At 39.6% G+C, this 13,353-nt stretch carries 16 protein-coding genes; 10 read left to right on the top strand and 6 right to left on the bottom strand.

Features of this window, described 5'->3' with window-relative positions; genetic code table 11:
- Window positions 1-19: 19 nt before the first annotated feature.
- From N3I35_12815 to N3I35_12780, 8 genes are all read left to right on the top strand, one after another.
- Window positions 20-1,489 (top strand): MATE family efflux transporter, encoded by a 1,470-nt coding sequence (locus tag N3I35_12815; protein ID MCX8130965.1) that lies wholly within the window; start codon window positions 20-22, stop codon window positions 1,487-1,489.
- Between the two features lie 15 nt (window positions 1,490-1,504).
- A complete protein-coding gene (locus N3I35_12810; GenBank protein ID MCX8130964.1) occupies window positions 1,505-2,458 on the top strand; it encodes an acyltransferase domain-containing protein in 954 nt (317 codons plus the stop codon).
- Between the two features lie 39 nt (window positions 2,459-2,497).
- A complete protein-coding gene (locus N3I35_12805) occupies window positions 2,498-3,301 on the top strand; it encodes an electron transfer flavoprotein subunit beta/FixA family protein (GenBank protein MCX8130963.1) in 804 nt (267 codons plus the stop codon).
- Window positions 3,302-3,303: 2 nt separating this feature from the next.
- Complete coding sequence (locus N3I35_12800) at window positions 3,304-4,497, top strand: electron transfer flavoprotein subunit alpha (protein ID MCX8130962.1); 1,194 nt, start codon at window positions 3,304-3,306, stop codon at window positions 4,495-4,497.
- A gap of 337 nt (window positions 4,498-4,834) precedes the next feature.
- Complete coding sequence (locus N3I35_12795) at window positions 4,835-5,503, top strand: MtnX-like HAD-IB family phosphatase (GenBank protein MCX8130961.1); 669 nt, start codon at window positions 4,835-4,837, stop codon at window positions 5,501-5,503.
- Window positions 5,484-6,551: an iron-containing alcohol dehydrogenase family protein gene (locus N3I35_12790; protein MCX8130960.1), complete on the top strand. Its 1,068-nt coding sequence runs from the start codon at window positions 5,484-5,486 to the stop codon at window positions 6,549-6,551. The genes N3I35_12795 and N3I35_12790 overlap by 20 nt, the downstream gene beginning before the upstream one ends.
- A 174-nt stretch (window positions 6,552-6,725) precedes the next feature.
- Window positions 6,726-6,995, top strand: coding sequence for a spore coat protein (locus N3I35_12785; protein MCX8130959.1), 270 nt, complete (start codon window positions 6,726-6,728; stop codon window positions 6,993-6,995).
- 35 nt (window positions 6,996-7,030) lie between these two features.
- Window positions 7,031-7,333: a spore coat protein gene (locus N3I35_12780; GenBank protein MCX8130958.1), complete on the top strand. Its 303-nt coding sequence runs from the start codon at window positions 7,031-7,033 to the stop codon at window positions 7,331-7,333.
- Between the two features lie 161 nt (window positions 7,334-7,494).
- Here the strand turns inward: N3I35_12780 and N3I35_12775 are convergent, their stop codons facing one another.
- The 3 genes from N3I35_12775 to N3I35_12765 all read right to left on the bottom strand — a co-directional run bounded on the left by N3I35_12775 (window position 7,495) and on the right by N3I35_12765 (window position 9,471).
- On the bottom strand, window positions 7,495-7,956 hold the full coding sequence (locus N3I35_12775; protein ID MCX8130957.1) for a spore germination protein GerW family protein: 462 nt from the start codon (window positions 7,954-7,956) through the stop codon (window positions 7,495-7,497).
- A gap of 32 nt (window positions 7,957-7,988) precedes the next feature.
- Entirely contained in the window at window positions 7,989-8,501 is a 513-nt protein-coding gene (locus N3I35_12770; GenBank protein MCX8130956.1) for a hypothetical protein, read from the bottom strand.
- Window positions 8,502-8,625: 124 nt separating this feature from the next.
- Window positions 8,626-9,471, bottom strand: a complete 846-nt coding sequence (locus N3I35_12765) for an MBL fold metallo-hydrolase (protein ID MCX8130955.1) — start codon at window positions 9,469-9,471, stop codon at window positions 8,626-8,628.
- 236 nt (window positions 9,472-9,707) lie between these two features.
- Here N3I35_12765 and N3I35_12760 point away from each other — a divergent pair, with 236 nt between their 5' ends.
- Window positions 9,708-9,845, top strand: a complete 138-nt coding sequence (locus N3I35_12760) for a hypothetical protein (protein MCX8130954.1) — start codon at window positions 9,708-9,710, stop codon at window positions 9,843-9,845.
- A gap of 590 nt (window positions 9,846-10,435) precedes the next feature.
- On the top strand, window positions 10,436-11,188 hold the full coding sequence (locus tag N3I35_12755; GenBank protein MCX8130953.1) for a TMEM165/GDT1 family protein: 753 nt from the start codon (window positions 10,436-10,438) through the stop codon (window positions 11,186-11,188).
- A gap of 51 nt (window positions 11,189-11,239) precedes the next feature.
- Here the strand turns inward: N3I35_12755 and N3I35_12750 are convergent, their stop codons facing one another.
- The 3 genes from N3I35_12750 to N3I35_12740 all read right to left on the bottom strand — a co-directional run bounded on the left by N3I35_12750 (window position 11,240) and on the right by N3I35_12740 (window position 12,955).
- Window positions 11,240-11,482, bottom strand: coding sequence for a hypothetical protein (locus tag N3I35_12750; protein ID MCX8130952.1), 243 nt, complete (start codon window positions 11,480-11,482; stop codon window positions 11,240-11,242).
- Window positions 11,483-11,647: 165 nt separating this feature from the next.
- Window positions 11,648-11,980, bottom strand: a complete 333-nt coding sequence (locus N3I35_12745) for a hypothetical protein (GenBank protein ID MCX8130951.1) — start codon at window positions 11,978-11,980, stop codon at window positions 11,648-11,650.
- Window positions 11,981-12,151: 171 nt separating this feature from the next.
- The gene (locus N3I35_12740) at window positions 12,152-12,955 is read right to left on the bottom strand and encodes an N-acetylmuramoyl-L-alanine amidase (protein MCX8130950.1); all 804 of its coding nucleotides are present in this window, start codon (window positions 12,953-12,955) and stop codon (window positions 12,152-12,154) included.
- Window positions 12,956-13,353: the final 398 nt, after the last annotated feature.

Genomic DNA, 13,353 nt, shown 5'->3' with positions numbered 1-13,353 from the left:
TTTGAAAGGGAGATAAAAAATGGAAGAGAAAAAGGATATTAATATGAATGCTGCTGCAGATACTGAAAATCAAACTATGGTGCCGGGCAGTGAAAAAACCGTAAAAAAGCAGGAGGCCATATCAGGGATTTTCGAAGGGCCTATAGCATCTACCACTTTAAAACTTAGTATTCCAATAATAATCAGCCAGTTTCTTGCCTTCGCCTATATAATAGTGGACACTGTTTTTATCTCAATGATAAACAGACAGTCAACCGCTATGATCAGCGGCACGGGCCTGGTATATCCCATTTATTCGTGTGTTATAAATCTAGCAACCGGTTTGCTGCTAGGTATCAGCTCATTGATAGCCCGGGGCATTGGTGAGAAAAATGACAAGGTAATAAATAATGCTGCGGATTCAGGACTATTTCTGGCCATAATTATAGGAGCGTTCACTCTGATTTCCGGCCTGATTTTCGGGGGGGATATGGTTCATTTCATTGCTGGTAGCCAGTTAACAGCGGAAACAATACAATATGGTATTGATTACTTCAATTTCCTGCTTCCGGGTATGGTGCTGCTGTTTTTAACACATGCGTTTGTCGGTATCTTGCAAGGGGAAGGTTCTATGAAATACCTTGGGATATCCATATTTCTGTCAACAGCATTCAATATAATACTTAATCCGGTTTTGATTTTTGTATTCGGGCTCGGAGTAAGGGGATCCGCTCTTGCAACTACATTGGCAATAGGGTTGACTGAGTTTTATTTCCTGTACTTGTTTTTAAGGAAAAAGACAGTTATACCAATCAGATGGAGGGTTTTTCAGGCAAGCATAAAACAGGTTAAAGAGATTTTGCGAATAGGTATTCCGGCCTCACTGGGACTGTTTTCAATCAGTATTTCCTCCATTGTCTTGAACAACATAGTGAGCTCCATAAGCCAGGAGGCAATGAACTCATGGGTACTGGTTACCAGGCTGGATCAGATATTGATTATTCCTGGAGCAGCCATTGCTGCAACAACAATAACCATGATAGGCCAAAATTTCGGGCGCGGTAACCTGGAGAGAGCACAGAAAATATTCAAGGTTAATCTGATGTTATGTGCTGCCATTTGTGCGGGTGTCGCACTTTTGTACTTCATTACCTCTCCTGGTATTTACAGCTTGTTTTCTTCCAGGCCTGAGGTTGTAGAAGGCTGTATAAGACAGGTAAGATTGCTGGCATTTACAACTATCTGGGTAGCGGTTTCAATGGTGGTTTCATCTACATTCCAGGCTACAGGCAGACCTATTCCGGATCTGGTTCTGGTAATTATCCGTATGGGTATAATCTCAATTCCATTATCACTGCTTTTGATACATTATGCTAAAATGGAAATGTATGGAGTATTCATAGGGGTAGGAACAGGGAATGTGATTTCATTTATCATAGCTCTCCTTTGGGGAAGAAGCTATATAAAAAAGCTGCATATAAAAGGAAAGGGAATAGGAATAGGGGCATAATCGGAGGATGAATATATGAAAAAACCTATAGTTTTTATGTTTTCGGGCCAAGGGGCGCAGTATTACAATATGGGCCGGGAGTTGTTCTTGATGGATTCAGCGTTTAGAGGCTGGATGAAGAAGCTGGATGAAATGTATCAGGACATGACAGGTGAATCCGTAATCAAAGTGTTGTATGACGAAAAAAGAATGAAGATTGAGGTTTTTAGTCGATTACGGTATACACACCCTGCGATTTTTATTTTAGAATACTCGATAGCAAAGGCTGTCATGGAGAGAGGTATTTACCCCCAATATGTTTTAGGAGCCAGCCTGGGTGAATTTGTATCGGCAGCAATTTCTGGTGTAATGAGCTGTGAGGACGCCTTGGAGTGTGTTGTAAAACAGGCGGAAGCAATGGAAAAGCACTGCGAAAACGGCGGTATGCTTGCTATAATCAATGATACCAAAATATTCGAAGAGGAACCGGTACTGTATCAGAACTCGGAGCTGGTTTCTGTAAACTATCACTCACATTTTGTAGTGTGTGGAAGCCTTAGCGGATTGGAAAAAATTGAAAGATACTTGAAAGCCAAAGTATATGTATTTCAGAGGTTGCCGGTATCATATGCCTTTCACTCGTCTATGATTGATCCTGCTGGGTTTGATTTTAAGGAGTTTATTAAAACCAAACCCTTGAGCAGCCCCCGTGTAAATTTTGTTTCATGCCTTACAGGAGGCAGGGAGGAATCTGTTGACTACGGATATTTCTGGGATGTGGTGCGGAAACCTATTAACTTTATTAGTGCTGTAAAAGAAATTGAAAAAATGGGGGAATGTATATACATTGATATGGGGCCGTCGGGTACTCTTGCGAACTTTGCAAAGTACAACCTAGGCAGTAAAAGCCTAACCGATATTTACTCCATTATTACTCCATTCAATAACGAAAAGAATCTTATTAAGCTGGTAGAGGCAGTAGTTGTATGAGCATGAAGGAGAACCGTGATTTTCGAAGGAGATGAGATTTTGAATATTATAGTGTGTGTAAAACAGGTTCCTGTAAGTACGGAAGTCAGGATGAACAGGGATACAAACACTATCATCCGGGAAGGTGTTGAGTCCACCATAAATCCTTTTGACTCATATGCAGTTGAAGAGGCACTCAGAATAAAGGAGAAGCTTGGAGGAAAGGTATCGGTACTAAGTATGGGAATTCCTTCTGCTTCAGGGATGCTAAAAGATATTATCGCACTGGGAGCGGATGAAGCTATCCTGCTGAGTGACAGAGCATTTGCCGGATCGGATACCCTTGCTACATCCTATGTACTTTCAATGGCTATAAGAAGAATTGCCGATTATGATATTGTCATATGCGGTAAACAGGCCAGCGATGGTGATACAGCTCAGGTAGGACCCAGTTTGGCAGAAAAACTTGGAATTCCCCACACAACATATGTTAAAAAGATAGAGGAAATCAGGGGTGGCTATATAAAATGTCAAAGGCTTTTTGAAGAGGGGTTTGAGATAATTGGCATGACTCTGCCTGCTGTAATTACGGTAGTAAAGGGGATCAATGAGCCGAGGATGCCTTCCATCAGAGGTGTGCTGAGGGCAAAGGCGGTAGAGGTCAAAAGGTGGACAGCGGATGATATCAATGTGGATAAGGAAAGATGCGGCTTGAAAGGATCACCTACACAGGTAGTTAAAACCTTTATTCCGAACTATGAGGTTCAGGGGGAAATGATTGAAGGAGAACCCCAAGAGCAGGTAAGGAGATTAGCTGATAGGCTTATGTCAATGCAGTTTATGAAAGTAACTAACCGGGGGTAAAAATGTATAATTTATATATCAATAAAGACAAGTGTACAGGCTGTAAGCTCTGTACATATACGTGTCCTTACGATGCAATAAGGATTAAAGAGGAAAAAGCTTCAATCCTGACTGGCTGCACACAATGCGGTGCATGTATTACGTCATGCAGGTTCGATGCGATAGATTATTACAATCATGGAAACGAAAAGCCGGCGGATATATCTGAATATGTGGGAGTCTGGGTTTTCGGGGAGATAAGGTACGGTACTGTGAGCAATGTGGTTTTAGAGCTTCTGGGAGAAGGCAGGAAGATTGCAAATGAGCTTGAGGTTAGGCTCTCTGTAGTCTTAATGGGCTATGGCATTGAAGAAACTGCGAGGGGACTTATAGCGTATGGTGCCGATGAAGTATACATGATTGACAGTCCACAACTAAGACTTTTTAATGATGAGGCGTATACGGATATTTTTGTTCAGCTTGTGCAAAGGTATAAACCGGAGATCGTACTTATCGGCGCAACAACATATGGACGTTCCATTGCTCCCAGAATTGCGTCCCGGCTTGATACAGGCCTTACTGCGGACTGCACGTCATTGGAGGTTGACCGGGAAAAAAGAGTACTGTTACAAACGAGGCCGGCCTTCGGTGGGAATATTATGGCTACGATAATATGTCCAAATCACAGGCCGCAGATGTCAACCGTAAGGCCAAAGGTTATGAAAGCGCCCAAACCCGACTTCAAAAGGGTGGGAGAAATAATTAAACCTGATGTTCTGATACCAAAGAAGCTGAAAGTCGAGATAGAGGACATAGTAAATCTATCAAACCAAATGGTAAATCTCGCAGATGCAGATATTATAGTTTCTGCAGGACGAGGTATAGGGGACAGGAAGAACCTTAGGCTTGTTGAAGAACTTGCAGAGGTTTTAGGTGCTGCAGTAGGTGCGACACGCACTATTGTCGATGCAGGGTGGATCGAATATAGCCATCAGATAGGCCAGACAGGCAAAACCGTAGGGCCCAAGGCTTATTTTGCATTTGGAATATCCGGAGCTATCCAGCACCTTGCAGGCATGTCTACTTCGGATGTGATAATAGCAGTAAATAATGACCCCGAGGCGCCTATCTTTAAAATAGCGGATTTTGGTATTGTGGGTGATGCTGTAGAAATATTGCAGGCTTTGATAAAGGAACTAAAGATCAGGGTCAGTTAATAGTGTGAAATCATCTGCTAAAGTCTGTCATGCTAGCACAACCATGCTGGAATAAGTCTGTTGAATGGGATATCCGGGAATTATTTGCCCGGATTTTTTGTTTTACATGGAAACTACTTTTTTATATTTCTAATGTGAGTAAAGTTTCTCTTTGAACTATGACTGTCGTATAAATTAGTGGTAAAATGGGAAAGGATAACAAAGTTGACTAAGGAGCAAACCGGGTTTACTAAATTTACTTGCAGGAACAGGTTAATAGCAAGCAATATAAAAAAATGATTCAACAAAAGGGAAAATGGGAAGAAATCATTCGACAGGAATGGATTGGGGGCTGAAAATGAAAAGATTCGCATTTGTATCTGATTTTGACGGAACACTGACATCAAAGGACTTTTACCATATAGTTATTGAGAAATACTTAGGTGATAAGGGAAGGGAGCTATACTTCAACTGGAAAAAGACAAGGAAAATAAACGTGGAGTTTTTAAACAAAATATTTGGTTCCACAGACTTAAGTGAAAGGGATTTGCTTGAAGAGATTCTTAAAATACCGATTGATGATAACGCTGCGGGGTTTATGAGGAAGGTAAAGGACGCTGGCGGGGACTTTTATATAGTCAGTGCAGGAACATCTTATTATATAAATATTTTATTGAATCATCTGCAAATAAAAGATGCTCATGTCATATCGATGAACGGAGTATACAAAAACGGTGGTATTGAAATAGTGCCAGACCCAAGTAGTGATCACTATTCTGAGGTTTTTGGACTGGACAAGAGGAAGGTTGTCGAAGGTTTGCGTAAAGATTACGGTTATATCTTTTTTGCAGGTGACAGCGAGCCTGATCTGGGTGCGGCAAAAGCTGCGGATACGGTATATGCAAGAGGTGAACTTAGTGAGCTTCTTGCAAGAGAAGGTATCCCGTTTATTCCTTTTACCGACTTTTATCAGATAGAAAAGGATCTCGTAGAAAAGAGGTGGTTTTATGAAGGCTCAGACACATAAAATATCTATTCCGGTAATTCTGGAAGTAGGAACAGACAAGCTGAAAGAAATGGGCCGGCTTATTACCAAGGCCGGAATTAAAAAGATTTCCTTGTTTTTAGGTGAAGGAATCAGGGAATTATTTGGGGAGATAATCTTTCAGACTTTAAAGGAGAGCCCTGATTTACGCTTGCTGGGAGATTTTGACTGCGACCGGAATTCCATGGAGTACATAATGGAAAAAGCCTTCTCTATTCCCTCTGAAACGGAAGCTATAGTGGGGATAGGTGGGGGAAAGGTACTTGACGTAGCAAAATACATTGCCTTTTTAAACGATATGCCTTTTATCAGTATTCCTACATCTACGGCCCATGACGGGTTTGCAAGCTCCGGCTGCTCCCTGTATATTAATGAACGCAGGACATCGGTTCATGCACGGATACCCTATGGCATCATTGTTGATACTGGCATAATAAAAAAATCACCTGAGAAATTCATTTATTCTGGTATAGGTGATATCGTGTCCAAAGTAACTGCTGTTTATGATTGGCAGTATGAGGAACAGCAGGGTATTACCAGGGTAGATGACCTTGCTGTTATGATAGCCAAAAAATCAGTGAACAGCATTGCAAGGATGCCTTATAGCGATATCAAAGAAGAATTTTTTATAAAGGAACTTGTGGATTCGCTTACCATGAGCGGCATTGCCATGGAGATAGCCGGCAACAGCTCACCTGCCAGCGGCAGTGAACATCTTATATCCCATGCCCTTGATAAAATGACAGATAAGCCTCAATTGCACGGGATACAAGTAGGTATCGCAACCTATATAATGAGCATTGTCCATAACCATCGTCATGAAAGAATAAGAAAATTTCTGACGGATACAGGCTTTTTCAGCTTTGTAAATACTCTTGGATTAAGTGCTGCAGACTACGAAAAAGCCATTGATACGGCACCATCTATAAAACCGAACAGAATGACCTATATACATATCCCTGAGTATAGGGAAAAGGCAAAAAAGGTTATGTATGAAGATAGCATACTCGCTCAGATATTCAATATTTAGGATAAATAACAGCCTGTAAAAGTTAATTTTACAGGCTGTAAAAATTTTAGCTGCCTTTAGAAGAGAATTACTAAAGTGCTTTTGTTTATTTACGATATTAGTTTTTTGTGAGTATTTTTATTATTTTTGAGAATAATAATGCGGGAATCAAATAAATTAAGGAGGTGTGCGAATATGCCAAATAACAGAATTGCACCACATGAAACCTTTGAACTGCACGAACTTCTGACATTTAAAAACGTGTGTGCTACCAAATCAGCAACGATGGCAGGTCTGGTAAAGGATCAGGAGTTGAAATCACTGCTTCAGACTGATTTTACTGCTGCACAGGGTCATATAAGAGAATTGCAGGGCTTGATTCAACAATCGGATCTGGGTGCTGCAATGGGGACTGCAGGAACTACAACAGGGACAACTACAGGAACCGGCACAAACATACAATAATGGGTTTATAGCAAAAATTGAGAGAGGGTGAATAAATGACAAATATGATACAGAATATGGCTGGAATGGGTAATATGACTGAACAGGTAATAGCTACAGATTTTTTGCTTGCTTCAAAAACAGCGATAAAGAGCTATGCCATGGCTCTTTCTGAAACTGCATCACCACAGGTAAGAGATGTATTACGCAGACAGTTGGATGTGGCAATAGGAACACATGAAAGAATCACAAACTATATGATGGATAAAGGTTATTATCATGCATATAACCCTCAGGAGCAAATAAGGGTGGATATGAAAGCAGCAGATAATGTTTTGAATATGCAGCAGCAAGGGTAAGCGGAATATCTTGATATAAAAGCATGAAGCAGCTTCTAACAATTTTGGTTAGAGGCTGCTTGCTATATATTTCATATTTTCAGATTATAAGAGAAGGTAAATAACCCACTCAATAAAATATTTTAGAGTGGGCTATTTGTTAGATGAGATCTCCTATTCCGCTACTGCTGCCCCTGTTGTCCTTGTTGTCCTTGCTGCCCTTGCTGCCCTTGCTGCCCCTGCTTGTTCTGCCCCATATTCATCAGCATCTGAGGTATTTTATCCATCATCTGTCCCATATTAGCTTTTTGATCTACAGGAAGAAGTGATACATTATCCTTATCAATTACTACAATAGCATCGGTACTTATTCTTGCTCCAAGACCAAGAGCACCCATTCCTGCATTCATTCCGGCTCCCTGGGAAGCACCTGACTGGTTTGCTCCGGTATTATTCTGCTGATTTTTTGCTGCTGAATTACCACTACCGTAGCCAAGTGTTACGGACATTATAGGGACTAATGTTTTATCACCATAAGTTACAGGTTTGCCCATGACACCTTCTTTTTTTGTGAAATCTTCGAGATTGTTAAAAAGCGTATCAAGATTCTGTGTAAATGTCTGTCCTTGCTGTTGTTGATCCATTATTTTTCTCCTCCCCTATTTTTTATGAATAATTAATCGCCAGAACTGTTTTTATGCGTTCTGTAAAGGTTCAAAAGTGCCGAACCCAGGTTTACTTTAGCAGTTGCATCAACATAAATATAGTCATTGTCTGCAACAAAATCCGGGTTTTGATTAACTGAATCTATATTTATGAATTGTGAAGCTATATTTATGGCTCCACAAGCAACCCCTGTGATGAATGGATCTCTGAAGCCGTATGAAACGCTAACATTGGCATCAGTAGTCTTAACCTGCCTTATCAGTTCCAGTTTGTTTGCTCTAATCTTTGATTTACCCACTCCCAATTCTCTTTTCATTATGTTCCTATTAAGCAGATAGACTGAAAGCATCAGTTTGGGGCCTTCATTTGTAATTACTGCCTTTAAAAAAGGGTATAGCCACAGTAGTGTCAGGTTTATATTCTCCTTATCGGAATTGAATGTAAAAATAATTCTGAGAGCAGTTATAAACAACAAAATAACGAGGAATATTACGACTGCCAATAAGGTTAAAACTATGTTCATGGAAAATACCTCCATGCTCAAGAATCGTTTGATATATGTCTTAAATAGTTTAACCAGTCAAAAACTAAATATAGTTTTTAATTTGTTCATATATATCCATTTACAGGCAAACAAGCTTTGCGGGTTAAAGTTCGATCTGCATTCCTGTATGCATATAGCTTATTCTGTCCTGCATTACTTCTTTCAGGATTTTATAAGCCTTATCACCTGTGCAATGAGCAGTATATGTTTTTTCTATATTATAGGAATTCATCATTTTCCCCAATTTGATTATGTAATCTTTAGGTTCTCCAAGTATGCTTTTAAAAGGAAATCCCATTAGATGAAAGCCTCCGATGACAGCTTGAACAGGCATTGAGGGAAAATGCTGTTTTACAGTATCTATCATGTTTGTTATCCCATTATGACTGCAACCGGTTAGTATTACTAGTTTTCCTCCGTTATTAACGGCTAATATCTGCTCATGGTCGAAACTATCCCTCTGAAAGCTGTTATTAATCTTAACCAGAAGTTTTTCGGCTGATTTCCCCAAGGGTATATTACGGGAAGTAACGCCGGAAAATAGGTAGACATCCTTTGTAATTTCCAAAAAACTGTCTACATATTTTAATCTGTCTCCGTGTTTATGGAATACCTCCTTTGGAACGCTTATGTATTCTTTTACGAAAAGCATTTTAAAATAAAAATCCTGACGGGCGTTTTTACTTATGTATACTTTTGCTTTTTTATTCATATCGAGAAACTCTTTAAGTCCTCCACAGTGATCGTTATGGGCGTGGGACAGTATTACTGTATCAACCTTCTCGAGGTTTAATCCCATTTTTTCAGCATTTTCTATAAACCGGCCTGAATACCCTGTATCAAATAGTATGGTTTCATTTCCTTTCTCAATATACATAGAAAGCCCATGCTCGTTTTTAAGAGCACTGTTTTCGGCTTTCTGATTTTCTATTAGCATACTTATACGCATATTATTCATCTCCATATCTATGACATTATTGTATGAACATATATTCATATGTATTTTACCTGTAAATGCGTAATTTGTCAACATAACACCTTAACTAATACTGGTTGCATCATGTGTGAATTAGTGTCAGGCATAAACATCTGCTTATAAATTTTAGATCATATATAGTAACACTTAGAAATAAGGGCGAATATCATGCTATTGATAAGAATATGTTTATGAAAGGAATGGTTTTAATGTCAAACAAGGGATTTATTGGTGGCTTATTCGATAATGACGAATTGCTTTGGTTCATAATTCTTTTCCTGCTGCTCTTCTATTGCAACTATAATCATGGATATGGTACTGGTCCTGTAGCGGGTGCTGCTTGCTGATAGACAATTTATTAAAAAGGTAATGAAAAGGGCTGAAGAGAGAGGAAGCGGCTTTGGCTGCTGATGTATAGCAAAGAGGGGGATAACACCTCCTCTTTGTTTTGCATTATGCTGCAATATTTGCAACAATAGTATTATAATCTATAGAAGGAAAAAGTCATAATACATGAATAAGTTTATTAAGGGGTTGACAAATTTGTTTTACTTGGTATAAGATATTTTTGTTAAGAGGGAGTAGTTTTAATTACAAAGTCAACATACTGGTGAGGCTGTGCCAAACCTGGCTTTGTAGCCGGATAAGGAATTTGGAAGAACTGAATTATTTCAGGGTATTCTGATTACAGGTAGCGAGACTTTTAGCATAATCCGTTTATGGGGTTGTGTTTGAGTCTTTTTTTATTGTCTAGGAAAGTCCATTTTTGTTATTATTTTAGATTCTTGAAGCGGTTAAAGATAAAGCTTTTGTGAGATAATGCAATAGATTTCCTGGACGATGGAATTTCGAATTTATGCGCGTGCCAGCTTTTCATCAATACTTCGGAAGAGCACAAGTGCAAACAAAAGAAAATTAATGTGAAGGGACTGATTGCATGTATTCTACTTTAATTGCATTTCTTTTTTCGGTAGGGGCAGTTACTCTGGCTGAGATGGGGGATAAAACCCAGCTTTTGGCTATGGCGTTTGCCACTCGTTACAAGGCCTCCAAGGTATTAATCGGGGTTTTTATAGCTACGGTGTTTAATCATGCACTTGCCGTTGCTGTAGGAAATTTTATCACAAGATTCCATTCGATTGAGATATGGATACAAGGTGTGGCGGCTCTTTCGTTTATCTTTTTCGGTCTATGGACAATACGTGGAGATAAACTGGAAGGTGAGGAGAACAGGCCTTCAAGATTTGGGGCGGTTATGACCGTGACCATTGCGTTTTTCATTGCAGAACTCGGTGATAAGACTCAGCTTGCAACAATAGCGCTTGCAACAAAATTTCCAAACGATCCGGTGGGGATACTGATGGGAACAACTACAGGTATGCTCATAGCGGATGCAATTGGTATCTGCATTGGTGTGGTCATGTGCAAGAAAATACCGGAAAGAACTATTAAACTTATTTCGGCAGGTGCTTTTATATTATTCGGTTTTATCGGCTGTTTTCAAGTTTCGACAGGGGAATTGGGAATCAGTATACCGGCAACATTGGGGATACTGTCGGTGCTGGCGGTTGTTACCGGAATAGCAGCTTATTACATACTTAAAGGTAGTTCAGTAAAGGACTCCGGGAATAACGAAGTAACGGAATATTGCAGGATGAAAAACAGAAACCCCTTGCCTGACAAGGAATAGCGTAATTCTATGTAGGAGGATTGGCCAGAAGAACCAATCCTTTCTGTTTGCTTATGCGAGTTCCACCGTTCCACCAACAGATCTTATGGAATTCATTATTCCCATCAGGTCAACGCCGGAGCACTTTCCACCCAGGAAGGGCAATCTGATTATTACACAGATACCACTTGGGGAGGATAGCTCTATCAGGTTTAACAGGTTAATAACTGCTCCTGCAGGGATGAAAATCCTAAGAACAGTTCCCGGCAATTGAGGACATGGCTGTGAATGAGTATTGCAGTTTTCTTTTGACATATATCACACCTCCATCTGCTTTATATTATCAGTCTATGAATAATACAAAGAATTGTTACCATAAAGAGTTGTAAATCAATTATTTCTTTTGCAAAATGAAGATGGACTAATAGATAAGGAATCAATAAAAAAACTCACGTTAAGTGAGCCTTTTTGGATCTTGCATCAATACATTTCTACCGTGCCTCCTGCTTCTTGTATGGAGTTAATAATTTTAGACAGTTCCGATGATACAAGCTTAGAAAAACCTCCACCCTCTATGAAAGGCAGTCTTGCTTCAAGGCTGACTCCACTAGGGGAAATCAATTCAATTATGTTTAGAAGCTCCACTTCTGTACCGGCAGGAAGTGATATATGTAAAACACTTCCGGATGAAGCGCTATCAGCTGATGGAGGGCTTATTTTGGAGGTATCATACCTGGTTTTCCCTTTTCTTTTTTTGCCTGAAATCAGATAGAAGCGTTGCATGTTATCTTCCAGTGCTTCCCTATACGTCATTGTCATATCCCCCTTTATGTTTTATACTATTTGCTTGCGTCAGGCCTACAGGCCGCTAAGTAATTAAGCGGCACTATAAAACTGTTCTTTTTTTAAGAACAATTTTATTATATGTAGCACAGCATTCAAATGTTAACATAATTGAATTGTCCAGGATATGTGAATAGATTATTATTTTCCAAGTACCATCCATTTGCCGGAAGCATCTTTTCCTGCTCCCATTTCCTCCAATGCTTTTAGTACGGCAGCCTCTAAGGCTTCAGCAGTCTTCTGCCTGAATGTTTCGGTAGATAGTTTTTCCCTGTCTGAACTGTTGGAAATGTAGCCGATCTCTGCAATAACTGCAGGCATGCTTGTCCTCCGCAAAACTGCCAGCTCGGGCCTGTAGATGATACCGTTATCATAGGTTTTAAGCTTATCGACAAGCTCGTTCTGAATGATTCTTGCCAGCTTCTTATCTGTCATTGTATCAAATCTATGATTGGCTGCAGCTGCATAAAGTGTTTCCGTCCCCTTGTATTTGGGGTTTCCGGGCATTCTGTTATTATGTATACTGATGAATAACGCAGCATTCAGAGTGTTCGCCAACTCAGCTCTTTCTCTAAGCCCTATAAATTCATCCTTTTCTCTTGTGTATGCTATCCTGATGCCGTGCTTTTTTAGAAGAGGGCCAAGCCTGAGAGCTATACTCAAATTTATATTTTTTTCTTTGACACTTCCATAGTATGTCCCCCAGTCTTCTCCCCCATGCCCTGCGTCTATAACTATTACTACTTCCATTGGCTCAGCTTTTTTTTCAGGGCTGACCTGTGGGGCCTTGTCTTCAGACGGGGATACCTCTGAAATTCCGGCAGTTTTCGCAGCGTTGCATGAGGACAGTATACCTAAAAGTACTATTGTCATCAGAACAAATAGTAAGACCGGGAAGTATTCCGATAATTGTTTTTTCGCATATGTATTCCTGTTTAAAAACATATATTCACCATGTATTTATGAAATTTATTGAGAAATATAAAAAGACTGCTTATGTAACATTATACTGTTGGATAAAGGCATGTAACCTGTGTGCCGGTCTGCTATCCCAACTAGTATAATTATATATAAAAGCAGTCTTAAGTCCAATTGTATATTATTACATTAGATAATTATATCTGTATATTACTAAATCTATTGGTAATCCATGCTTTGACAGAGATTAACCATATTTTCGGTTCACGATTGGTATGTTTGAATTGATACCTGCCATTAAATTTTAGCAGTTAATAATTCTTAATCGTTGCATGCGGGTCCACGGCATCCCCAGAACAGTAAAAGGAACAGGATAATAAACCATAGAACTTCATCATTGTCAAATACTCCGCCTAAAAAACCTT

This window comes from Clostridia bacterium, assembly GCA_026414765.1.
GTDB lineage: Bacteria > Bacillota > Clostridia > Acetivibrionales > DSM-27016 > SKW86.
The sequence above is the reverse complement of the archived record's forward strand: the minus strand, read 5'-3'. Positions and strand labels throughout refer to the sequence as shown.